General features: G+C 46.5%; 21 protein-coding genes. 13 read left to right on the forward strand and 8 right to left on the reverse strand.

Translation table 11 applies throughout. From position 1 onward, the window contains the following. Positions 1-113: 113 nt before the first annotated feature. Positions 114-1,730 carry a glycosyltransferase family 39 protein gene (locus QT973_RS16525; RefSeq protein ID WP_333391719.1) on the reverse strand — a complete coding sequence of 539 codons (1,617 nt, stop codon included), beginning with the start codon at positions 1,728-1,730 and terminating at the stop codon, positions 114-116. 316 nt (positions 1,731-2,046) lie between these two features. Here QT973_RS16525 and recA point away from each other — a divergent pair, with 316 nt between their 5' ends. The 3 genes from recA (at position 2,047) to QT973_RS16540 (ending at position 3,824) form a co-directional block, all read left to right on the forward strand. Next, positions 2,047-3,183, forward strand: coding sequence for a recombinase RecA (gene recA, locus QT973_RS16530; RefSeq protein ID WP_333056221.1), 1,137 nt, complete (start codon positions 2,047-2,049; stop codon positions 3,181-3,183). A 163-nt stretch (positions 3,184-3,346) separates the two neighbouring features. Further along, on the forward strand, positions 3,347-3,604 hold the full coding sequence (locus QT973_RS16535; RefSeq protein WP_333056220.1) for a type II toxin-antitoxin system Phd/YefM family antitoxin: 258 nt from the start codon (positions 3,347-3,349) through the stop codon (positions 3,602-3,604). After that, a complete protein-coding gene (locus QT973_RS16540) occupies positions 3,597-3,824 on the forward strand; it encodes a Txe/YoeB family addiction module toxin (RefSeq protein WP_333056218.1) in 228 nt (75 codons plus the stop codon). Before QT973_RS16535 ends, QT973_RS16540 begins: the two co-directional genes overlap by 8 nt. Positions 3,825-3,877: 53 nt before the next feature. On the opposite strand, the gene QT973_RS16545 is transcribed toward QT973_RS16540, so the two are convergent. Next, a complete protein-coding gene (locus tag QT973_RS16545) occupies positions 3,878-4,597 on the reverse strand; it encodes a hypothetical protein (RefSeq protein ID WP_333056217.1) in 720 nt (239 codons plus the stop codon). 612 nt (positions 4,598-5,209) lie between these two features. Between QT973_RS16545 and QT973_RS16550 the strand changes: the two genes are divergently transcribed. The 3 genes from QT973_RS16550 to QT973_RS16560 are packed head-to-tail and all read left to right on the forward strand — an operon-like array spanning position 5,210 to position 5,941. Continuing rightward, the gene (locus QT973_RS16550) at positions 5,210-5,458 is read left to right on the forward strand and encodes a hypothetical protein (protein WP_333056216.1); all 249 of its coding nucleotides are present in this window, start codon (positions 5,210-5,212) and stop codon (positions 5,456-5,458) included. Beyond that, positions 5,415-5,687, forward strand: a complete 273-nt coding sequence (locus QT973_RS16555) for a Coq4 family protein (protein WP_333261556.1) — start codon at positions 5,415-5,417, stop codon at positions 5,685-5,687. The genes QT973_RS16550 and QT973_RS16555 overlap by 44 nt, the downstream gene beginning before the upstream one ends. A gap of 29 nt (positions 5,688-5,716) precedes the next feature. Continuing rightward, on the forward strand, positions 5,717-5,941 hold the full coding sequence (locus QT973_RS16560; RefSeq protein WP_333036912.1) for a helix-turn-helix transcriptional regulator: 225 nt from the start codon (positions 5,717-5,719) through the stop codon (positions 5,939-5,941). Positions 5,942-6,015: 74 nt separating this feature from the next. On the opposite strand, the gene QT973_RS16565 is transcribed toward QT973_RS16560, so the two are convergent. The 3 genes from QT973_RS16565 to QT973_RS16575 form a co-directional block, all read right to left on the reverse strand. After that, the gene (locus QT973_RS16565) at positions 6,016-6,912 is read right to left on the reverse strand and encodes an alpha/beta hydrolase (RefSeq protein ID WP_333391721.1); all 897 of its coding nucleotides are present in this window, start codon (positions 6,910-6,912) and stop codon (positions 6,016-6,018) included. A gap of 228 nt (positions 6,913-7,140) precedes the next feature. Next, positions 7,141-8,619 carry a D-alanyl-D-alanine carboxypeptidase/D-alanyl-D-alanine endopeptidase gene (dacB, locus tag QT973_RS16570; RefSeq protein WP_333233116.1) on the reverse strand — a complete coding sequence of 493 codons (1,479 nt, stop codon included), beginning with the start codon at positions 8,617-8,619 and terminating at the stop codon, positions 7,141-7,143. A gap of 76 nt (positions 8,620-8,695) precedes the next feature. Beyond that, positions 8,696-9,022, reverse strand: a complete 327-nt coding sequence (locus QT973_RS16575; protein ID WP_333056212.1) for a (2Fe-2S) ferredoxin domain-containing protein — start codon at positions 9,020-9,022, stop codon at positions 8,696-8,698. 244 nt (positions 9,023-9,266) lie between these two features. Here QT973_RS16575 and QT973_RS16580 point away from each other — a divergent pair, with 244 nt between their 5' ends. From QT973_RS16580 to QT973_RS16595, 4 genes are all read left to right on the forward strand, one after another. Then, positions 9,267-9,728 carry a CBS domain-containing protein gene (locus tag QT973_RS16580; RefSeq protein ID WP_333056285.1) on the forward strand — a complete coding sequence of 154 codons (462 nt, stop codon included), beginning with the start codon at positions 9,267-9,269 and terminating at the stop codon, positions 9,726-9,728. Positions 9,729-9,873: 145 nt separating this feature from the next. Next, positions 9,874-10,548 (forward strand): phycobilisome degradation protein NblB, encoded by a 675-nt coding sequence (gene nblB / locus QT973_RS16585; RefSeq protein WP_333210459.1) that lies wholly within the window; start codon positions 9,874-9,876, stop codon positions 10,546-10,548. 518 nt (positions 10,549-11,066) lie between these two features. Next, positions 11,067-12,350: a CAP domain-containing protein gene (locus QT973_RS16590; protein WP_333261550.1), complete on the forward strand. Its 1,284-nt coding sequence runs from the start codon at positions 11,067-11,069 to the stop codon at positions 12,348-12,350. A 172-nt stretch (positions 12,351-12,522) separates the two neighbouring features. After that, the gene (locus QT973_RS16595) at positions 12,523-13,053 is read left to right on the forward strand and encodes an adenylate kinase (RefSeq protein WP_333056208.1); all 531 of its coding nucleotides are present in this window, start codon (positions 12,523-12,525) and stop codon (positions 13,051-13,053) included. Between the two features lie 55 nt (positions 13,054-13,108). Here the strand turns inward: QT973_RS16595 and murQ are convergent, their stop codons facing one another. Both murQ and QT973_RS16605 read right to left on the reverse strand, forming a co-directional pair. Then, positions 13,109-14,023 (reverse strand): N-acetylmuramic acid 6-phosphate etherase, encoded by a 915-nt coding sequence (murQ, locus tag QT973_RS16600; RefSeq protein ID WP_333056207.1) that lies wholly within the window; start codon positions 14,021-14,023, stop codon positions 13,109-13,111. Positions 14,024-14,259: 236 nt separating this feature from the next. After that, positions 14,260-14,634, reverse strand: coding sequence for a DUF3110 domain-containing protein (locus QT973_RS16605; RefSeq protein WP_333056206.1), 375 nt, complete (start codon positions 14,632-14,634; stop codon positions 14,260-14,262). 426 nt (positions 14,635-15,060) lie between these two features. Between QT973_RS16605 and QT973_RS16610 the strand changes: the two genes are divergently transcribed. The 3 genes from QT973_RS16610 to QT973_RS16620 all read left to right on the forward strand — a co-directional run bounded on the left by QT973_RS16610 (position 15,061) and on the right by QT973_RS16620 (position 23,382). Beyond that, complete coding sequence (locus tag QT973_RS16610) at positions 15,061-21,789, forward strand: translocation/assembly module TamB domain-containing protein (RefSeq protein WP_333391724.1); 6,729 nt, start codon at positions 15,061-15,063, stop codon at positions 21,787-21,789. Positions 21,790-21,906: 117 nt separating this feature from the next. Continuing rightward, positions 21,907-22,272 carry a hypothetical protein gene (locus QT973_RS16615; RefSeq protein WP_333391726.1) on the forward strand — a complete coding sequence of 122 codons (366 nt, stop codon included), beginning with the start codon at positions 21,907-21,909 and terminating at the stop codon, positions 22,270-22,272. Between the two features lie 138 nt (positions 22,273-22,410). After that, on the forward strand, positions 22,411-23,382 hold the full coding sequence (locus tag QT973_RS16620; protein ID WP_333312955.1) for an Rpn family recombination-promoting nuclease/putative transposase: 972 nt from the start codon (positions 22,411-22,413) through the stop codon (positions 23,380-23,382). A 70-nt stretch (positions 23,383-23,452) separates the two neighbouring features. On the opposite strand, the gene QT973_RS16625 is transcribed toward QT973_RS16620, so the two are convergent. Next, the gene (locus QT973_RS16625; protein ID WP_333056201.1) at positions 23,453-23,956 is read right to left on the reverse strand and encodes a DUF2243 domain-containing protein; all 504 of its coding nucleotides are present in this window, start codon (positions 23,954-23,956) and stop codon (positions 23,453-23,455) included. Positions 23,957-24,317: the final 361 nt, after the last annotated feature.

Genomic DNA, 24,317 nt, shown 5'->3' on the forward strand with positions numbered 1-24,317 from the left:
CTCCCAGATTCATCTGTGGAATAAATCTAAAATCTAAAATCTAAAATCTAAAATCCACTGACGTACCCTACCGGGGAGTGTCGGGGACGATCGTCCATTTCTGTCAATCTGCTTTAAGAAGCTCGCCGCGCTCGAAAAAGTCTGGCATATTCCAATATCGGCTCTAACCGCCGTTGATTTCGCTTAAATGCCGAGATCGATTTTTCCGAAGGGCGGAACACTAGGGGAGCCGAATATTTGTTCAGCATCTCGATTTCCGGCGACTGGCTCATCAGCATCAGCCGCACGTCTTTGTCGAGCAAATAACTCAGAGAAAGCAAATCTCCCATGTTAGTAAAATCGTTGCCGCGATCGCTAATTACAATTGTATCTTTAATCGATCGATTAGCTATCGCCTCTTTGTTAATAATTTTCGCAACTTCAGCATTAAAATAGCTCAAGTCTTTGCTCCACCAAGTATCAGAAAAAGCGCTGACTGTACAGGATGCTATACTTGCTGTAAAAACCAGGGCTAAAATGACTTGCCAAAACCGCTGCTGAATTTTCACGTTACTGGCGAGCAAGTAAGCAACTGCTAGCTGCACTCCCGGAAAGCAGGAAATCAGATAACGGCTGACGGCCGAACGTTTGCCGCCTAGGATTAGATCCGGTAATGCCAGTATCAAAAAAGGTACAAAAATTGATGTTACAATAAACAGCCAAGTTGAACTGCTAGTGCGGCGGCAGATTGTGTAAAGGGCTGCCACAATTAACAGCAAAAATGGCAATCTCAGCAGATAAGTCCAACTATTATCAAACCCGAAGTCGAAGTCAAAAAATAAGGCTGTAAAGCTGAGTATCCACAATTTGACAAGATACAGCAAACCCGGAGATACTCGCGTCCAATCTGTCGTAACTGATGCTCGTTCCAGGTTGGTGGCCAGCACGTAAATCCAGGGAATATACAATATTAAAGCTGCTGTTACTGCTAAAAAAAATTGGGAATTAGTTACATGACCTCGCAATTTTGTTTTTTTGACAAACAGCCAGTAAGAAATTATAAAAACTCCGTGTCCGATGAGTGTTAAACTGAAGAATGGGTGAGTGTAGAAACCAAGAGCGATCGCCAGCGAGTAAAATACCCAATTTTTCCAACCCCGCAACCGCACTGCTCTCAGCAGCAGCCAACTGCTGCCAATAACTATGGCTGTTAGCAAACTGTACTGCCTTGCTGTCTGAGCAAACAATATGTCAAAGGGTGATAAAGCCAAAAGTGCTGTTGCTAATAACGCCGCCAAATTCGAGGCGAAAAGTTCCTGAGCTAAAGCGTACATCAAAGGCAGCGACAGCAAACTCAATATTGCTGGCAAACTGCGCGATGCTGTTAGAGAACTGCCAAATTCCTGCATCCACCAACGAGCCATGAGAAAGTATAAAGGCGGATGCTGCGGGTCTTCTAGTGCTAAAGAACGAATCGTGTCTGCTTCTGTACTTCCCGGTTTAATCCGCTGATATTTTTGCAATTGTGGTGCAGGAATAATCCGGTTTTGGAATAGTTCGTTGTCGATTTCTTGGCGGGTGAAACCAGCGGCGCGGATTGATGTGTAAGCTTCGTCGTGCCAGTACAGTTTGCGATCGATCTCAAAAAACCGAAATCCGATACCAAGTAAAATGCCGATCGCTAATAAGTTCCTCAGCCAGCCGGAATTTTTGCTATTGACAGATGTGTCTTGATGTGTTGTAGATGCCATGCTTGTCCTAATTGTGGCGATTACTTGTTACCAGGAAGAGCCTGGTAACACAGATCCGGAGGCTCTGCCTCCAATTTTAATGTCAGCTTTTCGAGGCAGAGCCTCGCTTACATCGGTTCCCAGACAGAGCCTGGGAACCAGTTAAATATCTTCTACATCTTGGGCATTCTGAAGGCGGGAGCAGGCTGAACCACCCCAAAATCAAGAATCTTCAACCAAATGCTCCCAGAACCTCCAGACCCCAAAAATAACTGCTAACATACGTGTTGTACAGTTAATCAACAAGCTCCGCAAGGGGTCTACCCGCGTACCGCAAATGGCAAAAAGCAAAGATGCGTCAAAAACTTCCACTGAAAACTCAGAAAAGCAAAAAGCTCTAACTTCCGTACTCTCCCAAATCGAGCGCAGCTTTGGCAAAGGGGCGATCGTCCGATTGGGAGACTCCACTCGCATGAGGGTAGAAACCATTCCCACCGGAGCCCTGACACTGGACATTGCTTTGGGCGGCGGTTTGCCAAAAGGTCGAGTTATTGAAATTTACGGCCCGGAAAGTTCCGGTAAAACAACTCTAGCTCTCCACGCGATCGCCGAAGTCCAAAAATCCGGCGGTATCGCAGCCTTCGTCGATGCCGAACACGCCCTCGATCCCACCTACGCCTCAGCTTTAGGCGTCGATATTGAAAATCTCTTAGTTTCCCAGCCGGATACCGGCGAAATGGCCCTAGAAATAGTCGATCAACTCGTCCGTTCCGTCGCCGTCGATATCGTAGTAATTGACTCCGTAGCCGCCCTCGTCCCCCGCGCCGAAATCGAAGGCGACATGGGCGACTCCCACATGGGTTTGCAAGCGCGCTTGATGAGCCAAGCTTTGCGGAAAATCACCGGCAACATCGGCAAATCCGGCTGTACCGTCATTTTCCTCAACCAATTGCGGCAGAAAATCGGCGTAACTTACGGCAACCCCGAAACCACAACCGGCGGTAACGCACTCAAATTCTACGCCAGCGTGCGACTTGACATTCGCCGCATTCAAAGCTTGAAAAAAGGTACAGAAGAATACGGCAACCGCACGAAAGTTAAAGTTGCTAAAAATAAAGTTGCTCCGCCTTTCCGTATTGCCGAATTTGACATTGTATTTGGCAAAGGCATTTCTACTTTAGGCTGTCTGACTGACTTGGCCGACGAAATGGGAGTAATTCTGAAAAAAGGTTCTTGGTATAGCTACAACGGAGAGAACATAGCTCAAGGACGAGACAAAGTGATCCAGCACATGGAGAAAAACATCGATTTCAAAAATGAAATTGAGGAGCTAGTTAAAAAGAAACTTGAGACTGGTGCTCTGGTTTCTGCTAATTCTGTCGCTCCTATTGAGGTAGATGATGTAGATGATGTAGATGATGTAGATGATGTAGATGATGTAGATGATGTAGAAGTTTTGGACGAAGAAATCTAAGTTTTTTAGTCCTCAATTATTACTCGTTTACTGGTTGTTTACTCGTTTTACTCGTTACTTTCGCAAAGAACGAAAGTAACGCTCAACAGCGACAAGCGAGCCTCGAATTTAATTTTCGCTCGGCTTCGGCTCGCTTGTCGCTTAAATGGGTTAAGAGTAGGACTTGCAGGTACAGCCAGTAAACCAGTACACCAGTAAACCAGTAACACAGCGAAAGGAAGCAGTAGTGGAAGATACGGACTATACCATCATCACTAGACGGGATGCGGAGGATGCCGTGGTGATGTCGCTAGAGTTCTTTAATAGTTTGCTGGAAACAGTTCATTTACTCAAATCTCCCGCCAATGCTGCCCATTTGGAGCGTTCTATTGCTCAGTTTAAGCAGGGGAAAGTGGTAGAGCGAAATTTGTTGGATGACTAGAAAGTTAGTATGGACGGATGAGGCTTGGGGCGATTATTTATATTGGCAAGGGCAAGATAAGAAAACGTTAAAACGAATTAACAAGCTAATTGAGGCAACAATCCGATTGCCGTTTGAGGGGATCGGAAAGCCAGAACCACTGAGGGAGAATCTGGCGGGAGCATCTCATATTTGTAAAAATACTTCTTTGGGCTCCTGGCTCCTGACTCCTGACTCCTAACTCCAATTTCTAGCTAGGCTACTTTCATTGAGATGCTCCCTATTTACGAACACTTATTCAGGCATAGAAACTGGCTGAACGTATTGAGAATTAGCGCGCACATAACAGCCTTGTCTTGTCAGCAACCAGGGTTGACCGTTCGCCATCGTAATCGCATTTGCTCCCCTGAGTTCAGCAGCAACTGTATCTCTATCCGCGCGGTAAACTTGTTGAATTGCTCCGTTTGCGTTCTTGCGGCAGTTGAGTTGTCCATCTCGCGACGTGACTCGCCAAGTAGGCCAAGTTACAAGACCATTTGTTGGACTCGACCAAGTATTAGCATTGCTAGAAGTATAGTCGCCACTTGCATTAGGACGCGGTAAAGCTTCGACTAAATTTACTTTAAATGTCTGGCCAATAGAAGGACAATTTTCTCCTGCTTTCACCTTCCAAGTAACTTCGGCTCCCAATTGGCTGCTTCTTCCAACTTGACGCCTGATAATGGCAATATCTCCAGAACAAACAATTTTTCGGCCAGGGCCTGTCGCAGTGTCTTTGAAAGTCCCATTGTAATAGTAAGAGCCTGCTGCTCCTTGGGAACGGGTAATTTGAATATTGCCCAAAAATTCCCGATTGCCTACTTTGGTTAAGTAAAAACCGCTGCGATTGTTTCCTTTTTCTGACAAGTTTAAAGTAGTTTTACCGTTAGGATTAATATAAGTGGTAGCGCTAGCAGCAGCGCACCAAATCAATGACACAACTCCTGTGGATAACAAAATGGAAAGTTTTTTCATAGTAACACCTTGTATGAATCTCTACTTTATTTGTAGCTGTTGGTGAACATATTTGACCAGTCGCTCAAATGAGTGACACTCATTTGAGCGGCATTCTAACGACATACGGGCCATCCCCCATGATTACCACTACAAATTGGGCAACCACGGGGGATTGGCACTACTGCGTAATTCCTAAACATCAACTCTGCATAACTTCACCTTACTTCAGCTTGCTTCAGCTCTCTTCACTTGTATGCACCTGCATCACCATGCCTGCAAGCTTCCACTTCTGACTCATTGCAGGTTCTAATAATTAGCAGCAGAATAAATTTATATACGTAAGTAAGGGAGTTCCAATCACCGCTAAATACTGTAGATTTTACGGGTACTTCCCGGTGAGTCAAGTTGGGATTCCAAACACTAGGGCGATGTTTACAGATAGCAGATTTCACATCTAAGAAGGTTTGTAAAGAAATGTAAAAGCTCCTGAAAGCCAATTGCTGTGACAGAAAGTACGGTTTCTAAGCTGAGTAGGTAAAAAAAGTCGTCTTGATTAAGCGCAAAAATGAACTTGACAAACACAAATTAATTTTCTCGAAAATTAAATCATTGTTGAAGGGAGAATAAATTATGGCTGACGGTCAATTAGGAGTTATATTAAAGATGGCTCAAACAATTAATCCTCAAATTGAGAGCGATCGACATTTTGAAATAGAATTGGCAAAATTGCGCCAACTGCCAGCAGGAACATTAGGGTGCTCAGTGGCGCGGTTTCTAGACAAACAAGGCTTTGAGCCGATCGCATCGGGAGACTGGATTGGTGCGAAACCACGACGTGTGGCACGTTCTGACTGGTCTTTCAGCTTCAACAGAAGATGAATTGGTACTTCAAGCGTTTACTCGCGCTCAAGTATTTCGTCCTTCTTGTGCGATTTTAGTGTTAGTTGGACCCATCGGCGGGTTAAGTTGCGCGATCGGACAAATTATCAAAGGCTTAAAACACGGAAAATTAGCCACTCGGTTAATTAATTGGGACGTTGCATCTGATTGGGAAACACCTTTATCTGAAGTTCGAGAAAAACTCGAAATTCTACCCTTAATTGATTAGATTTTAACTCGTTACCTGATTGCAAAAGTATGCAAAGCAAAAGTTACAAACCGGAAATTAGCCTGAGCCCACGCGAAAGAGCGATCGCGCAATTAGTAGCCCAAGGCCTGCCCAACAAATGTATTGCCAAAAATTTAAATATCAGTCACTGGACGGTTGCTACTTACGTGAGGCGGATTTTTATCAAACTCGGTGTTTGTTCCAGAACTGCAATGATTGCACTGCTGATCCAAGAAAATTTGCTCTGGGACTAATAAATAAGTAGGGTGCGTCAGATATTAAGAACGGGCCGGAGAGCCCGTTCTTATTTGCAAGCGTTAATTTTTTTCTATGCCAAAGCCACAGAAGAAGAAGAATGTCTCAGAAAACTCAGCAATTCTCGATTCACCGTTTGCGGCGCTTCCTGCTGAATCCAGTGACCGCAGTGAGGAACTAATTTCAACTTAAACGGAGCCGTAATTAATCTGTCTAAACCTTCTACAAGTTTGTGGCTCAAAAACGCATCTTCTTCTCCCCAAAGCACCAAAGTAGGCACTGTCACAGGTTCTAATTTCTGCCCCAAATTCCAAAGCCTCTGCGGGTGAAACATCTGCCGGTAATAATTGATAGCGGCGGCTAATACTCCCGGCTTTTCTAAAGCAGTCTGATAAATCTTAGTTTCCTCAGCGCTAAAAGATCCTTTGCGAACAGCTTGTCCTTGGAAAACATTGTGCACAAAATCTTTCAAGTTTTGCCGGATCAACCATTCGGGAATGCCGGGAACCTGAAACGCCAAAACGTACCAACTGCGGCGGATTTGATCTAAATTGCTCGCCATTTCCTGCACGAATCGCTGCGGGTGCGGAGCGTTTAAAATTGCCAAGCGATTGAGTTGTTCGGGGAATTTTTGAGCTAAGTGCCACGCAATCGCCCCTCCCCAATCATGACCTACAACGTGAGCTTTTGTATAACCGAGGCTCGCAATCAAACCGCGAATATCCGCGCTCAGCGTATCTAAATCATAGCCGCTTTCCGGCTTGTCGGAATCGTTGTAGCCCCGCAAATCCGGCACTACCACCTTGAAATGACGCGCTAAGGCAGGGATTTGATGACGCCAAGAGTACCAAAACTCTGGAAACCCATGCAGGAGGAGAACGAGTTCGCCTTCTCCTTGAGAAACGCAGTGCAGGCGGATGTTATTGGTTTCCACAAAGATGTGTTGCTGTTCGGAATCGAAAGAATTCATAGTTGGAAAGTTAGACTTATTTTCGGGAAGTACAGAACCCGCCGACTGGTAGCAGGCTAAAACGTCCCAATGGTGTTAATTTTTCTACTTTTATTGTAGCTGCTTTTCGATCCCCGCCGCTGCAATCTAATTAAACTTAAAAATTGTAGGGTTTTTGGGTGTCCTGTCTTTTAGGTGTAACTTAGCTGTAACTACTGAGCTTAACTTTCTCACCTTAAATCTGTTCTTTTAACAGCGGCGCAGGCGATTCAATAATAGCACAATTTCGTCAGTTGCCGATCGCATTTTTGCAGTCGATAGGTCAGATTGATTGACGATAATGCTAAACACCAGGGGTTCGTAATTCGGAACTTCGATATATCCCGACAGCGCCGAAACTCCGCTCATAGTTCCGGTTTTTGCTTGCAAATTTACGCGGCTTGGTGTAACATTAAAGCGATTTTTCAAAGTGCCCTTCTCGCCAGGGATCGGCAGTGACTGGCGGTAAATAGATGCAGCAGGTGAATTGGCCATAAGTCTCAAAGTTTGCACCAAGGCTTCTGGAGTAATTAAATTGTGCCGAGACAAGCCGGAACCGTCGGCTAATCTGTAGCTGTTTGGATTTACTCCTAATTGAGTTAAAACTGTTTTTAACTCTTTCAAACCCATTTCACCTGTATCCTCTTGTGGAACAGGCATCTTGCCTGTGAGTGTTTGTGGCAGGGGCATCTTGTCTGTAACTTTCCCCAACAATCTCAATAAAACTTCTGCATAAAGATTGTTGCTTACTCGATTAGTTTCTCTCACCAATTCCGCCAGCGGTGGCGATTCAACAGTCGCTAATTCTTGATTTAAATTGCGAGAAGCCGATGCAACTAAAGCCTGTTTAACAGGAATTCCCTCAGCCGCCAGGGCTTGTTGAAAATACTGCAAAAAATTATTAGCGGGGTTGACAACTGCGACATAAGCTGATTCAGGTTCTGCACCAACTTTCAACTGTCCACTAACTCGAATTATAGGTCGATCGAACTCCCGACCAATTTCAATAAACTCGGATTCGTTTTGGGCGACTGTTACTGAATTGTTCTGAAGTTGCCACTGATTTGCCAGCTTTGGTTCGGCAAAAGTAACTTTGAGAGGTTGCCCCAGAGCCTGGGGGGACAAGAGAAGGTCGATCGCGTTTTGATTGAAAATTAAACTGTTAATCGGCGCTCCGTAGCCAGCTTGCGCGTCTTCCCATTCCCAATTCGGATTGACTGCACTGCCTTGAAAATAGCTGTCATCGCCAATCAACTGGTTAACTTGACTGATTCCCCGCTGCTTCAACTGCTGCGCCAAAGATTTCAACTGAGCCTCAGCAATGCTCGGATCTCCCCTGCCGGCAACGTACAAACTTCCATTTTCGCCACTGTAAACCGATGTCTTAATCCGAAAGTCTGCACCGAGTTTCTGTAAAGCAGCGGCTGTAGTTAGCAGCTTGGCATTTGATGCTGGAATAAAATATTTTTGGGCGTCGCGGCTGTAGAGAGTAGTAGTAGAAGATAGAGGTTGAATCAAAATGCCCCAGCGCGATCGGCTAAATTCGGGACGGTTGGCGATCGCATCTACTTGTGCCCCCAAATCCCCAGGACAAATATCCCCAGCAACCGCCTGGGTTTGAGCAGCAACCGCCGACGGACGCCCCAGAATTAGGACGAACAAACTAAGCGCAATTCCTTGGATTTTCACAGTGCCAGTTCCTTAATAATAACTATTAAAATTTAGATGCGCCAGAGCTTGGAAGTGTCACCGAATCAAGTCAATATTAATAATAATAACGCGCATGAATTCTCGGATTGAACAGCGCCTCTACAGGTTTTCCCTCTTTGAGGTGCTCTTCCACAATCAAGGGTACATCACTCGGTTTAACTCGACAATACCAAATTTCGTCCGGGGTAACTCGTACAGTCGGGCCAGTGGTGCACTGTCCCTGACAGCTAGTAGCCTCAACTTTCACCCCTGCAACTTGTTGAGCTTCAAAAGCAGCTAGCACTGCTGCTGAACCATTTTTCAGGCAAGATTGATACTGGCAAACCAATACACAGCGCGCTTCTGGTTGGGAGTCTGGTTCTGTGGCTGGAGATTCTGGCATTGGTAAGGATTTATCCGCTCTTTAAGATATCTTAACAATCTTGTCAGACCGATCGCTCGCCGGAGTCCGGCAAAGGGCAGAATTTTATAGTGCGATCGAAAAAAACAGCAAAATTCTGGCATTCAAGCTTTTTCCTTCCTTCTACTTTCTAACGAATCCCTTCAGCAGAGCTGCCTTTCTTCAGTCTGTGCCGCCCTTTCCCTATATGATCGATTTAGAGCAACAACTCAATCAACCCCTAATCATGCCAAAAACAGTAGCCGATGTAATGAGCCGCGACCCGATTTTGGCGCGACCCGAAATGCCCTTGAACGAAGCGATTAAAATTTTAGCCGATCGACGCATTAGCGGTCTTCCCGTCGTAGATGAGAATGACTTGTTGGTAGGAGTCATCTCCGAAACCGACTTGATGTGGCGGGAAACCGGCGTAACTCCGCCCGCTTATATCATGGTGCTCGACAGCGTGATTTATTTGGAAAATCCATCTCGTTACGAGCGAGAACTCCACAAGGCTTTAGGACAAACAGTAGGAGAAGCGATGAGTAAAGAACCCGTTACCATCGGGCCAGATCAATCTGTCCAAGAAGCTGCCAAACTGATGCACGATCGCAGTATCCACCGATTGCCGGTGGTCGATACTGCGGGCAAAGTAATCGGCATCCTCACTAGGGGAGATATTATCCGATCGATGGCTGCGGAGTCTTAAATTAGCTGTTGCAGTTCCAGGACTGTATCAGAAAATGAGTCGTGAAGCGAAGCTATCCCGTAGGGAATCGCTCCTTAAATCTCGCTCGCTTTTGGCAATTACCAATTACCAAATCTAAAATCTAAAATCTAAAATCTAAAATCGAATGAGCATTACCCCTGAGTCTGTCGAACAATTGCTGAATTCCGAGGATTTTGGCGAAAGACTGCGAGCAGTCAACCAACTGCGCCAACTAGAACCCGCGCTCGCCTATAAACTAATTCAAATTGCGATCGGCGATAATAACGTCCGGGTTCGCTACGCAGCAGTCAGCCAATTATCAACCCTCGGTACCCAGAATCTGCCAAACGCTTTAGAGGTACTGCTCCACAGCCTGAACAACGACCCCGAACCCGACGTGCAAGCAGCAGCAGCCGATGCTTTGGGCGCATTGAAATTAACCGATGCTTTAGAAGATTTGCAGCAAGTTTATAGCAGTACCTCTGAATGGCTGGTGCAAATGAGCATCGTTGCTGCTTTGGGAGAAATGGGAGATCCGAAAGCCTTTCCGATGTTAGAAAATGCCCTAACTTCTGAAAACGAATTGATCCAAACCATTGCGATCAGCGCATTAGGTGAATTGGGAGATAAACGCGCGCTGCCGCTGCTGCTTCCCTACGCTTCCAATGCTGATTGGCAGATCCGTTACAGAGTAGCTCAAGCTCTGGGGCGGTTGGGCGGTAAGGAAGCAGAGGCGGCTTTGGAAATTCTCGCCAAAGATGAGGTTGAGCAAGTTGCTCAGGAGGCTAAAGCCGGACAAGAAAATAGTTTGAAATCTTGAGATTGCTTTTGTGATCCGGAACAACCCTGCGCGGTTGTGAATTTTGAATTAATTTAGAATTTTTTGTCAAGATTCTACTAAAAACTCTGTTCGCGATCGCACACATAATTCAGAAACCCGGTTTCTTGCTATATTTGTCGTTCCTCTCTTCTGCAAAAATCGTAGAAACCGGGTTTCTAGTCAGCCATCCAGCACGCTGGGTGCGTAGCGCAAACCTTACTAATCAGGAAAAATCTAAAATCTAAAATCTAAAATCTAAAATTGTATTGATGCCACGGGCGATCGCACATTCCTTTGAAACTCTCCTTAAATTCGAGCGTACTCTTCCATTTTCCAATCATAGCCAGCCTCTTGACATCCCCACTTTGATAACAGCTATAATCAAAATAGATAAAGCAGCGGCAGGAATTAATACAATTATTGAATTGTGTCCAGCCAGCTAGCGATCGGGGAAACTATCGTTAAGACGGTAAGCAATCTACCAGCAAAACCATGTCTTAAAACTCTCGATCATCCCCATGCTTGAACAACTACAAAATTCAGGTTCTCAGTCCTCGGACATTTTAACAGGAGAGCGATCTGCCTCTCAACTCGCACCAACTTCAACCAATCAAAACTTTATTTATAGAGTTTTAGAACTTACCAACATCGAACGCAGTAAATTAGGTTTGTCGCCACTAACCTTAAATACTCAGTTACTAAATGCTGCGGAAAATCACAGCCAAAACATGGCACTGCAAGACTTCTTTTCCCATACAGGCAAAGATGGTTCGTCATTCACCAGTCGTATTACTGTAACGGGCTATCAATTCTCAGCAGCAGCAGAAAACATCGCTGCGGGTTCTTCTACACCCGAACAAGTTGTATCATCTTGGATGAACAGCAGTGGCCACCGGGCTAACATTCTTAACCCCAATCTCAAAGAAATTGGGATTGGTTACTATTTCTTAGCCGACGATACAGGCACAGAAAATTTCAATCACTATTGGACGCAAGTTTTTGCGACTTCTCTTGACGGTAGTGTCAATCCCGCACCGACACCGACACCAACTCCCACACCAACTCCCACACCAAACACTATATCTATTACTTCGCCAATACCCAATGCTACAGGGGACGGCAGCCCGACGACAGCACCCAAAAATACAGCCAGCGGCGGCAATTATTTCCTATCAGATAGTGCCGATACTCAAATACCGACAAATGCTGCGGGATTGCCAATTTTTGCCCTTTCCGGCAAAGACAATCTCACGGGGGGAGAAGGTGCTGATAGCATTAATGGGATGCAAGGTGCGGATACAATTAATGGTGCCGGCGGCAATGACAGCTTATGGGGTGGCAAAGAATCCGATGTAATTGATGGCGGTGTTGGCGATGATTTTATCAGCGGCAACAACGATAACGATCGACTAATCGGATCTGACGGTAACGATACTATTCGCGGCGGAAAAGAAGATGATGTCTTGATTGGCGGTAACGGATCTGATTTGTTGGCGGGCGATCGCGGGCAAGATATGCTGACGGGCGGCGGCGGAAATGATACGTTTATCTTAGCAGGAGGTTTGTCTGCTGCGGCTACTTTAATTAGTGCAGATGTGATTACCGATTTTGGGGCTGGGGATAAAATTGGTTTGACTGACGGTATCGGATTTGCAAACTTGACTTTTGAAGCTGTGAGTTTGCAGTTGGATGGAGGTGCAAGCGTCGCTTCTTGGGCGATTAAGTCTGGCAGTAATTATTTGGGAATCGTGCAGGGTGTAAGTGAAAGTCAGCTTACATCTTCTGTTTTTGTCAACGCCTAAAAAACATCATCTCCAGATTCCCGACTCCTCTAAGAAGTCGGGAATCTAACAACAAGAGCGCTTTACGTTGAATTTTGAGAGGATAATCAGGGGGGCTGTTTAAAGAGATTGATTGTGATACTGATTATATCAAGTCTTGCTACAATCTGCATCATTCCTAAGAGGGGTAAGTATGAAAAAAGTAGCCGTGTTTGGCAACGCTGGAGGCGGTAAATCAACTCTAAGCAAGAGATTATCAGAAATCACTGGTTTGCCACTTTACCCCTTGGATAAGATTCAATATCAATCTGGGGGCGCTGAGGTTCCAAATGAAGAATATAAGCGTACCCATGAGAAAATTTTGGCTACTGACCGATGGATTATAGACGGCTTTGGTTGCATGGAAACCGTCTGGGTTCGACTCAACGAGGCAGATACTCTGGTTTTTGTCGATCTGCCCCTATACGTGCATTTCTGGTGGGTGACTAAACGGCTGATTACAGGTAAGTTTATACCGCCAGAAGGCTGGCCCCAAAAGAGTCCGATCTTGAAGAGTTCAATTAATAGTTACCGCGTTCTTTGGTTGTGTCACAAGTATTTGACTCCCAGATATCGCGAGTATGTCGATCGCGCCCCAAATACCAAAAGTGTTTATCACATCAGATCCACTGCAGAGATTTCACAATTTTTTGCATCGATATCGCAAATGACAGTTGACAGTTGACAGTTGGCAGTTGGCAGTTGTTAATGACTAATGACTGCTGACTGCTGACTGCTGACTAATGACCAATCGATGCTACTGCCGATCGCAAATTCCCTTGAAATTCTCCCAAAATGCGATCGCACTCTTCCTTCTCCAAATTAGTCCAGTGCATCATCAAAGCTAATTTTACAGACTTGCCACTTTTTTCGAGCAAAAAACCCGCTTCATCCCGGTTCAAATCAGTCAAATCTTGCAACATCCGCACAGCCCGATCGCGCAATTTCTTATTAGTCACCGCCACATCAACCATCCGATTGCCGTAAACCTTCCCCAGCTTCACCATTACCCCAGTCGAAAGGATATTCAAAGCCATTTTTGTGACTGTACCGGCTTTCAAGCGCGTCGAACCCGCCACTACCTCCGGGCCAACCAACAACCGAATATCAACATCAGCCTCAAAATTCACTTGTTCGACGGGTACGCAAGCCATAAACACAGTTTTCGCCCCCCGCTGGCGCGCCGCCTGCAAAGCGCCCGCCACAAACGGCGTCGTACCCCCAGCCGTAATCCCGACAACCACATCTAAGTTGGTAATTTGACGGTGGGCGATCGCCTCAGCCCCATCCTCAGCCCGATCCTCCAAATCCTCCGAACTCCGCACCAAAGCCCCCGCACCCCCGGCAATTATGCCCTGTACGAGTTCTGGCGGCGTGCAGAAGGTGGGGGGACACTCGGCGGCATCCAGCACCCCCAAACGCCCGGAAGTACCCGCACCGACGTAAAACAGGCGGCCTCCTAGACGCAGAGACTCGGCTGCAATGTCGATCGCTCGGGCTAACTCTTCGCGGGCACGGGCGATCGCGCTTAAGGTTTGGGCGTCTTCCCGGTTGAACAAGTCCACTAATTCGATCGAACTGAGTTGGTCTAAATTCTCGCTGTTGGTATTCACCTGTTCAGTCAGCAGATGGCCCCGTTCTTCCAAATTCTTCATGTTTTTTTATTAGTCATTAGTCATTGGTCATTAGTCATTGGTCATTAGTCAACAGTCAACAGTCATTAGGTGTACACAATAGGGTACGCATTGCCGGCCCGCTGGTTAGCTTGGTGAAGTCGTGACTCAAAAGCTCGAAATTTGCGCTTGCGGGCGATCGGCTAAATCTACTTCCGACAGAGAGGCAATTACCCATTACCCATTACCAATAACTGCTGACTAATGACTAATGGCTATTACAAAAGTCCTTCGAGTCGGCGGCGAATAGAATCCAGTTCGTTTTGGGAAACCTCAGAATCCGGATCGGAATCGGGTTCGGACTCCGGCTGCCACTGAGTCTGTGTTACATTGTTTTCTGGCGGAATCTCCAGCGCCCCCGCCGGTATCAGTTCCCAATCATAATCAACACTGTTACAGAACTCCTTAATTTCCTCATCGTCGATCGCCTCGACAGTGGGCTCGGGGAAATCCTGAGCTTCCAACATCACGCCAAAGCGGGTGGCGTCGTCTTCTGACTCAAACATCAGAACTTTATTGCGATCGCCGAGTTGAATGGTATGAATTCCCTCGTTCTCGGTGCGGGCATTGAAGAGTAAGACGAACACTCGCATAAGTTTTAAAGACCTTCTTAACCACCGTTTTTTTATCTTAGGAGCGATCGGGCGATTTTAGATTTTAGATTTTAGATTTTAGATTTTAGATTTTAGATTTGACCCCCGATCTTGCACGCGCGGGGATCGAGAGGATTTAGGGGAGTTGGAGGACTTGGTATTAGGTCTTGTTGCGTGTTTTGATTAAGTTTGGTAAAGGTTCTTGGACTCTGCCCCGCAGTGGGGGGCGTGAATCTTGAAATTCGATCCTGTGCGTTGGCGTAGCCCCCGTAGGGGCGGGCAACGCTAACGCCCCTACGGCACTTCCTACCTCACTTGTGAGTCTACCAAAGGCAGAAGCCACCCAGGCGGATCGCAGAAATTATACCTGTCTAAAATCGGCTGATTCCCTTAATTCCTGAATTCTCTGATTTCTGAGAAACACCCATGACTAACTCCGACGATAACAAAAATCAACTCGCACCCCGTCCCCACCGCCGCTGGTGGCGTCTGCTGCTGCTTAGCGGTACGGGATTGACCATTCTCGGCTTGGTTGGGGTTGCAGTAGCACAGGCGTGGGTGCGGGAAAAGTTAGCTCCTTTGGTGGAAACTGAAGTCAGTCAGTTGCTGAAGCGGCCTGTGCAACTCGGACGTTTGGAGAGATTTTCTCCGACAAGTTTGCGGTTTGGCCGATCGACTTTACCTGCAACTCCTACAGATCCCGATTACGCTTCTACAGAAGCAGTGGAAGTGCAATTTTCAATTTGGCCGCTGCTGTTCAACCGCACTCTCAAATTAGATATTACTTTAGTTAAACCCAACGCTTATATCGAACAGGATGCTACAGGCCGCTGGGTTAATCTTCCCACTGCCGAGCGGAAATCTCCGGGTTTATTTAAAACTGAACTTGAGGCAATTCGAGCTGAAAATGCCGCCGCAGTTTTGGTGCCGAGTCCCGCAGTTGGACAGAAAACTTCGGCTCCGATTTCTGTAAGCTTGAAAAATGGCAGTGCTCTATTTCGCGACCAAAATCAGCGCATTCTCTACGAACTAAACGGTCAGTTTACTAATAGCGATAATTTTATAGTAAAAGCAGATTCTCTGTTACCTGCTGCTCAAACTAACCTACAGTTGCAAGGTCAAAATTTGCCTTTGCCCGACCTCGATCGCTTGCTGAAATTTCCCGGTATTTATTTACAAAAAGGTCTGGCTAACGGCAATTTGACCGTGCAATTGCGAGACAATAAAGTATCGGGAATTACCGGAACGGCTAGTTTTGGAGGAGTGCAAGCGAGTATTTCTCCCTTAAAACAAATTATACAAAATAGCAGCGGTCAGTTGCGGTTTCAGGAAACTAATTTGATAGTCGATAATCTGGTGGCTAATTACGGTTTAATTCCGCTGAGAATAGCAGGAACAGTTGCCACTGGAACTAATTTTAATCTCCAACAAGCTAGCTTCAATCTGACAACGAACGTGCAACCAGTCGCTTTGGCAAGTGTTGTCAGTGCGGTGGAAACAGAGTTAGGGAAGAAAGTAGTATTACCCGTGGCTGTGGCGGGGGAAGTGAAGGCGGATGCCAAGCTGACTGGAACAGTTGCAATGCCGGTGCTGACAGGTACGATCGCCTCGACCAAACCCGCTACAGTCGATCGACTGCAATTAAACAATATTAGCACTAATTTCAAATTGGAACGCGGGAGAATGGCTCAAACCCCAACTCCCAATTCTCAATATTCTATTCCCCCGTTTTCCTCTTTAGCTTTGACTTTGAGCGATATGTTGGTAGTGCCGGCGGCGGGTGGTAAAATTGGCGGGAAAGGTGAAGTCGATATCAGGTTGGGAAGTGAGAATTCGCGATCGGGTTTAGTGTTTGACTTCCAAGCTGAAAACGTGCCGGCAGATAATCTCGCCCAAATTTACGCTCTCCCGATTCCTGCTACTGTTACAATTGGTAATGTCTCCGCAAAAGCTCAAATTTTCGGCCCGTTAGATAACATTCAAGCTAGAGTTCAATGGCAAGCACCGCAAGGGACTTTCCCCGCAGCGGGCTCCATTCGAGCCGGAGGAAATTCGGCGGATTTGCAAAATACGGTTGTGAAAATTGGCGACGCTTCTGTTAATGTGGATGCTGCGCTAAAAGACCGTCAATGGCAAGCTTTGATCGAGGGCAATGGCGTGGATCTCAACAGTTTGCAGCAAGTCCTGCCAGACCTTAATTTGCCTCCTGAACGGGTTGGTTTGTTCAGCGGAACAGCCGAAGCTGCGGGAACTCTGGACGATTTGAGTTTAAATGCGATCGCTGCGATGGGCAAAGGAAGGCTGAATATTGCTGACAGTATTGTTGATGTTGATGCCGAACTAGAATCGGGAAGGTGGCAAGTTTTTGGCAACACTGAAAAAGTTGCTGTCAATCAATTAATTGATATTGGCTTGCCGTTTTTAGCACGGGAAACGACCGCAAATCTAGACAATCTAAAATCCAAAGTCGAAAATCTAAAATCGTTAGGCGGGCAGCTAGCAGGTGAATTTCAAATCGCGGGCAATGTTGACAATTTGACTGCCGGCGGAATCAATGTTAATGCCAACGGTAGACTCAATTTTGCCGACAGCAATGTCAATTTACAAGGAGAATTAGTAGCGGGAAACTGGCAAGCAACAGCACAAACCGATCGCACTTCCATCAACCGCTTGGTAGATTTGACACTGCCGATTTTAGATGTGGCTTCAGCATTCAATCCCGAAAATCAGCAATCGGCCAATCTCAACAATCTAAAATCCAAAATCCAAAATCTAAAATCGATTGACGGACTGCTATCGAGTCAATTTACAGCATCGGGAACTCTTGACAATTTGACTGCTAGCAGCATCAATGCCAGCGGCAGTGGCAGACTCAATCTTGCCGACAGCAATGTTAATTTTAAAGGAGGATTGGCTGGGGGAAACTGGCAGGGAACAGCAGAAACCGATCGCACTTCGATCGGCCGCTTGGTAGATTTAGGATTGCCGCTGTTAGATGTTGGCTTAGCTTTCACTGCTGACAATCCCCAAACAGTCGCCAACCTCAACAATCTAAAATCCCAAATCCAAAATCTAAAATCGATTGACGGACAAATATCGAATCAAATTCAAGCCAGCGGCAATCTTGATAATTCAACCGCCGCCGATATTTCTGTCAACAGCAGCGGCCAACTCAATATTGCCGACGGTACTCTTGCTTTTAGAGGTAAATTAGAAGACAGACGCTGGCAAGCTTTCGCCGATGCCGATCGAGTTATTCTCAGCCGCTTAGCACTAGATTTGGGAATACCTATTTTAGATGTAGCTTCAGCATTTAATCCCGGAAGTCAGCAAACTGCCAACATCAACAATCTAAAATCCCAAATCCAAAATCTAAAATCGATTGACGGCAGAGTTAACGGCGAATTCCAAGCAGCGGGCAGTTTGGATAACTTGACAGCCAAGGGAATTAGTGCTAGTGGAGAGGGAGTGATTGTGGTCGATCGACTCGGGGCGATCGATACTACGGCAAAATTAGAAAACGGCAACTTGCAAGCATTGCTGGAAACCAACGGAATTGCCGTCAGTAATTTAGAACAAACCCTCAAACAAACAGGTTTGCTGACAGCGGATTTACCGCCAGAAATTGACGGAACCCTCGACGGCCAAGTCCGCATTTTGGGAACAGTAGATAATCTAACCGCCAACGGCATCACCGCCAACGGCGACGGACAAATTCGACTCGCCAACGGCGGAGGAATTGTCAATGCTAAAGGCAGCGCCGCGTCGGGGAATTGGCGCGCGTCAATCGAGGGCGAGCAAATTGCTCTAAGTCGCTTCCAGCAAGCCTTTGAGTCGCAGCGACAAAGCTTGCAAACCGGAGGTGTAGTCTCCGGTGCCCAAAATCTCCCCCAGCTTGCAGGACTGTTTAACGGCAATATCAATTTATCCGGGCCGATTGGGGCGGGCACGGGGGCACCGCCCCTACAAAATGTTCGCGCTGGCGGCAGTTTCCGCATCTCGGAATTGCCGTTTTTGAACCAACCTTTTGAGGCAGTATTTAATTGGGACGGCCAACGGGTGGAAATAGAGAACGCCACAACTCCCGGTTTAACAGCAAACGGCTTTGTTAACGTCGAACTCGAAGGTAAAGGAGGGCCCTCAATTTCCAACTTAGATTTGGATGTCAAACTCGCCAACTTTAATCTGGAAGCCTTGCCGGCAGAACAATTAGCATTTTTGAGACCAATTGGTCTCAAAAATCCTTCAGAGAATAATCTTCCCCTGCGCGGCAATGTCGATTTTACCGGCAGTCTCAGCGGAACCCTCGCCGCCCTCAGCTTAGTTGGCGACGTGGAAGTGCGGGATTTAGCAGTAAATCAAGTCGCTTTTGACCCGGTACTGGCGGGGAGTGTGAATGCGGATGCTGGGAAAAGTGTAGATTTGCGTTTGGCCGGTCGCCAAGACAAAATTGAAGTCGCTTTAAATCAATCTTTTCTGCCGACATCTTTCTTAATTCAACGCGGGGAATCTGTGGCTAGGGGCCAAACCGAGGGAGAAACTTTGCGAGTTAATTTAAGCGATTTTCCCCTCGCTGCTTTGAATCTATCACCGGGGAAAGAGGCCGGTTTGGGGCCGATAACTGGTACGGTTTCGGGACAAGTAAATGTGCCCGGTTGGAAGATGCCGTTAAATCCGGCGACTTTGCAAGCAAATGGACAAATTGCGATCGCCCAACCGGCGATCGGCTACATTAAAGGTGACAGTTTCCAAGCCGAATTCAGCTACGCTAACGGCAGCGCCACTCTCACAAACGGCATATTCCGCCAAGGCAGCGGTCAATACTTAATTTCCGGCAATGTTCAAACAGGGCCAAACCCGCAATTTGCCGGAAAAGTTAACGTCCAGCAAGGCAATTTGCAGCAGGTTTTAACCGCTTTGCAATATTTCAATTTAGGCGACTTAGCTAGAGGCTTAAAACCTCCGGTTTACGGTGACAGTGGCGACGTGCAAACTGTGGCAGTGGGAGAACCAGAATCCCCGCTAATCGAACAGTTGCGCCGTTTGGCAGAAATTGAAATACTTTTGCAGCAGCAACAAGCAGTGGAAGCATCAGAAAAATTGCCTCCCTTATCCCAATTGCAAGGCACTTTTGGGGCGGAAATTGCTGTCGCCGGTTCTTTGCAAACTGGTGTGCAAGCTCAATTTAACGTCAAAGGTGATAACTGGCAGTGGGGAGAATATGTCGCTGAAACGTTCAGCCTTGAAGGCAGTTTTCAGGACGGAATCTTAACTGTTTTGCCTCTGGAAATTCGATCGGGCAAAAGTGCGATCGGCTTTTCGGGACAACTCGGGCAAAAAGCTCAATCCGGGCAGTTGCGCGTAGAAAATGTGCCCGTCGAAGAGTTAGCAAAACTGGTGGAATTGCCTTTTGTGGATGTCACGGGAAATTTGAATTTGCGGGCGAATTTGGCTGGCAGTTTGGAAAACCCGCAAGCCACCGGAGAATTGAGTTTGGTTGAGGGTACGCTAAACGGAGAACCGATTAAACAAGCCGACGGCAGTTTCAGTTACAGCAATGCCCGCCTGAATTTTGGTGGCAGCGCTTTGGTAACTCAAACCGAACCGATTGAAGTGCAGGGAAGTTTGCCTTTTGAGTTGCCGTTTGCAGCCGTGAAGGCTGACAGCAATCAAATCGATTTGAGGGCGAATTTGCAAAATGAAGGTTTGGCAATTATTAATGTATTGACTCCGCAAGTTGCGTGGGTCAGCGGCAAGGGACAGGTGCAAATTCGCGTGGGAGGGACGCTGGAAGACCCTGTAGCGCAAGGAATTGCAAATTTTGAAAATGCAACCGTCCGCGCGCAAGCCTTCCCAGAACCGCTGACAGGGCTGACTGGGACGGTGCGCTTTGAGGGCGATCGTATTCGGGTAGAAGGAATTCGGGGACAGTTGAGTCAGGGAGAAGTGGTCGCCGCTGGCGTGATTCCGCTGTCTGTGCCCTTTGCTGAGGGCGATGTCGATGCGGATAATCCCCTGGCTGTGAATCTCGACAAGTTGGCAGTGAACCTCAGAGGATTGTACAGCGGCGGCGTTGTTGGTCAAGTGCAGGCAAGGGGCACGGCTAGGCGTCCGCAGTTGAGCGGTAATATTGAACTGTACGACGGTGAAGTATTTCTTCGGAGTCCCGGCGGCGGCACAACTCAGTTAGCTTCTTCCTCTTCTGCTTCCGATTCGGATTCTGATTCGACATCTTCTGCTTCTCCTGCGACTGAGGTTTCTGATTCCCCTTCTGCTGCGACTTCCCCTTCCCCTTCCCCTTCCTTTGAAGTTGGATTAAACGATTTGCGGCTGAATTTGGGCCGGGGAATTCGGGTAACAAGTGCGCCGATATTGAGTTTTCAGGCGACTGGGGGTTTGACGGTGAATGGAACTTTAGATGACCTTCGCCCGGAGGGTACGATTCGGTTGACTTCCGGGTCGGTAAATTTGTTTACAACGCAATTTAGACTCGATCGAGGATACCCGCAGACTGCGACCTTTGTACCAACACAAGGACTCGATCCGACGCTGGATGTGAGATTAGCAACTTCGGTGCAGGAAGTAACGCGGTTCCGCATTCCCGGCACATCTGTAGCCTCTGAAATAGCAGACGAACCGACAACTTTCGGCAATGTGCGGAGTGTCCGAGTTCAAGCGTTAGTGCAGGGAAGGGCTTCTCAGTTGGGGGAAAATCTTGAGTTAAGGAGTTCTCCGAGTCGATCGGAAATAGAAATTGTAGCGCTATTGGGAGGCAGTTTCGTGCAGACCTTGGGACAGGGAGACAGTACACTGGCGATCGCAAATTTAGCCGGTGCGGGTTTATTGAACAACCTTCAATCTGCGATTACCAACGCCACAGGATTGAGCGAATTTCGCTTATTTCCCACTCGAATTAGAGGCAACGAAGCACAAAGTGCTAGTTCCAGTTCAGGTGCGGGTTCTCTCGGTTTAGGTTTAGAAGTTGGGTTTGACATCACGCGCAATATTTCAGCATCAATCATTCGAGTTTTGTCAGCAAATCAACCGACAGAATTTACTGTGCGCTATCGATTGAGCGATAAACTTTTACTCAGAAGTTCCAGTAATTTTCAAGGAGACAACCGCGTCACCGCTGAATATGAATTGAGGTTTTAGGCATCAGCCAACAGCCAACAGCCAACAGTTACCAATCTCTCAATAATTTGCTATAATAGTAACAGCAGCAAATTGGTACTGCCAACCCCACACACAAGGTTATAGGAGTTAAGTCAAATGGCAAACAAACTCCAAGTTAATACACAGTCGATCGGCTACAGCGACTTTTACTGGAACCGCTTTAGTCCGAGAGTTGCGACTATCAGCAGCGTCCGCAACGCCAATCATTGGGAGGGCGGATTTATCACCTATATTGCATTTCCCAAAAAAGTAGAAGCTACAGCAGCAATGAAGTATTTGCTATTGCATCAAAAAGCTGCTGATGTCGATATGCGGAAAGCCAAGCGAATGAAAGCAAAAGGCATTCGGTGGGAACTCAAAATTCGGGGTTTAGCTTTTAATGAAGTGCTGAAGCTTGCGACGATGGATATAACTGGAAAGCTAGTTATGTCACATGCAACTACTACTGAAGCCACAGGCTGATAAAAGCATTCAGATAACAGGTTGGGTTGAGACAACAAAACCCAACCCTTCCAATATTAGCCAATATCCATCTTCCTCTCTTTTCTCCTCCTCTGCGTCCTCTGCGCCCTCTGCGGTAAAAAAAATCCTATAAAATATATGCGTTTCATCAGCCCCAAAACAGACTTTGCATTCAAAAAAATATTCGCTTCTTCCGAACATCCAGAAATTTTAATCAGCTTCCTAAATGCAATGCTGTATAACGGAGAACCAACAATCCAAGAAATAGAAATCATTGACCCTTATTCAGCCGGCAGCGTTACAGGATTGAAAGACACTTACCTGGATGTCAAAGCCAAGATTACCGGCAACAAAACCGTGATTGTGGAAATGCAGGTACTCAACGTCGCCGCCTTTGAAAAACGGGTAGTATACAATGCAGCGAAAACCTATTCTACTCAACTCAAAGCTGGAGAAGGTTATTTAAAGTTAAATCCAGTCATTGCTTTAACCATCACCGACTTTATCTTATTTGAAAACACCGAAAAACTAATTTCTAATTTTGAATTCACAGAAACCGAAGAAAAATTCGTCTATCCCAACTGCGAGTTAAAGTTAGTGTTTGTCGAGTTACCGAAATTCAAAAAAGAATTGAACGAACTCGAAACTCTGCCTGAAAAATGGATTTACTTTATGAAAAACGCGCCCTCTTTGGAAGCAGTACCAGAGACATTGGGGTCTATTGAAGAGATTAATACCGCGCTGGAAATTGCCAACCGAGCAAATTTGACACTAGACGAATTGAATGATGTAGATAAACGAGAAATGTTGATCCAAGACCAAATCGGGTCTGTGATGAAAGGGATAGAAATTGGTCTACAACAGGGGATTGAACAGGGAATACAACAAGGAATCGAACAAGGAATCGAACAGGGAATCGAAAGGGGTAAAATTGAGGGGGAAATAGGATTAATTATGCGTCAGATAGTGCGGCGGGTGGGTGAGGTGACACTGGAAGTTCAAACTCGCATCCAGGGATTATCTGGGGAACAGTTAGATGATTTGGGAGAGGCTTTGTTGGATTTTAGGAGTCAAGAGGATTTGATGGCGTGGTTGGAGTCGGCGGGATGAACTGAGGAGTTAAAAAGAGAGGCAGGGATTTTTAACCCGGATTTGGTATAATTCCCAATCTTCCATTCATTTAAACTTTAGTATCTGCGGGAACTTCCCTCTGTACCAGCATCCAACCTAACAGCGCTAAAATAAGACCCAAAACGAGAAATCCTAAATCCCAAGCTAATTCGTTGATACCGGGTTTGACGTGGTGGATTCCCAAAATCTGATGGTCAACAATGCCTTCAACAAAGTCAAACAATCCAGCACCAATTAATATTGAACCGAAAAAAGTTTGAGTTGACAAAGGAACATCTTTGCGCTTCACAGCACTCCACAAACAGAAGATTCCCGCCACTGTTACTAACCAATCCGCAGCGTGAAACAATCCATCTCCGAGGGTATTTAATTCTAAACCCGCAACGGTAGTATCGGTTTTAACGCTGCTAAACATATGGTGCCACTGGAGGAGTTGGTGCAGCACAATGCCGTCAAAAAAGCCGGATTGACCGATACCGAGGAGAATTCCTGCGATAATTAGAGGTCGGCGGTTGTTAACAGCGGTGGCGGGTGAGTTTGTGCGATCGTCCAATGGAAAACCTCAGATGATTTAACTGCTGAGCCTGGGTCTGTGAAGGGATTTGCCAGTACATTTTTTAGTTTTGCTGGGGAGAAGGGGCGATCGCATCATCCGCGAGAGAGATTTCTGGACTTGATGGGGGCTACAATTAAATCGGTTGAGCATTTGAGATCATTTTCGTGAATTAATTCTGATGATTTATTACGCCTGTAGGGGCGGGTTCACCCTAACTTATCAGACACCACAAAAAATATTGTAAACCCGCCCCCACCCACCGGATTCTCGGTGAATTTCCCCATCTAGTTTAGATTAAATCCGCCAATGAATTCTAGTAATTCATTGGGCGGGGGCGGGTTTATTTAGATTGTTATTG

The sequence above is a fragment of the Microcoleus sp. Z1_A1 genome, assembly GCF_036700305.1.
Lineage (GTDB): Bacteria > Cyanobacteriota > Cyanobacteriia > Cyanobacteriales > Microcoleaceae > Microcoleus.

What these genes read in the sequence shown, in the direction of transcription:
- QT973_RS16525 (WP_333391719.1), bottom strand. Translation starts at nt 1,730, where the DNA reads ATGGCATCTACAACACATCAAGACACATCTGTCAATAGCAAAAATTCC.
- recA (WP_333056221.1), top strand. Translation starts at nt 2,047, where the DNA reads ATGGCAAAAAGCAAAGATGCGTCAAAAACTTCCACTGAAAACTCAGAA.
- QT973_RS16540 (WP_333056218.1), top strand. Translation starts at nt 3,597, where the DNA reads ATGACTAGAAAGTTAGTATGGACGGATGAGGCTTGGGGCGATTATTTA.
- QT973_RS16545 (WP_333056217.1), bottom strand. Translation starts at nt 4,597, where the DNA reads ATGAAAAAACTTTCCATTTTGTTATCCACAGGAGTTGTGTCATTGATT.
- QT973_RS16550 (WP_333056216.1), top strand. Translation starts at nt 5,210, where the DNA reads ATGGCTGACGGTCAATTAGGAGTTATATTAAAGATGGCTCAAACAATT.
- QT973_RS16560 (WP_333036912.1), top strand. Translation starts at nt 5,717, where the DNA reads ATGCAAAGCAAAAGTTACAAACCGGAAATTAGCCTGAGCCCACGCGAA.
- QT973_RS16565 (WP_333391721.1), bottom strand. Translation starts at nt 6,912, where the DNA reads ATGAATTCTTTCGATTCCGAACAGCAACACATCTTTGTGGAAACCAAT.
- QT973_RS16575 (WP_333056212.1), bottom strand. Translation starts at nt 9,022, where the DNA reads ATGCCAGAATCTCCAGCCACAGAACCAGACTCCCAACCAGAAGCGCGC.
- QT973_RS16580 (WP_333056285.1), top strand. Translation starts at nt 9,267, where the DNA reads ATGCCAAAAACAGTAGCCGATGTAATGAGCCGCGACCCGATTTTGGCG.
- nblB (WP_333210459.1), top strand. Translation starts at nt 9,874, where the DNA reads ATGAGCATTACCCCTGAGTCTGTCGAACAATTGCTGAATTCCGAGGAT.
- QT973_RS16590 (WP_333261550.1), top strand. Translation starts at nt 11,067, where the DNA reads ATGCTTGAACAACTACAAAATTCAGGTTCTCAGTCCTCGGACATTTTA.
- QT973_RS16595 (WP_333056208.1), top strand. Translation starts at nt 12,523, where the DNA reads ATGAAAAAAGTAGCCGTGTTTGGCAACGCTGGAGGCGGTAAATCAACT.
- murQ (WP_333056207.1), bottom strand. Translation starts at nt 14,023, where the DNA reads ATGAAGAATTTGGAAGAACGGGGCCATCTGCTGACTGAACAGGTGAAT.
- QT973_RS16605 (WP_333056206.1), bottom strand. Translation starts at nt 14,634, where the DNA reads ATGCGAGTGTTCGTCTTACTCTTCAATGCCCGCACCGAGAACGAGGGA.
- QT973_RS16610 (WP_333391724.1), top strand. Translation starts at nt 15,061, where the DNA reads ATGACTAACTCCGACGATAACAAAAATCAACTCGCACCCCGTCCCCAC.
- QT973_RS16615 (WP_333391726.1), top strand. Translation starts at nt 21,907, where the DNA reads ATGGCAAACAAACTCCAAGTTAATACACAGTCGATCGGCTACAGCGAC.
- QT973_RS16620 (WP_333312955.1), top strand. Translation starts at nt 22,411, where the DNA reads ATGCGTTTCATCAGCCCCAAAACAGACTTTGCATTCAAAAAAATATTC.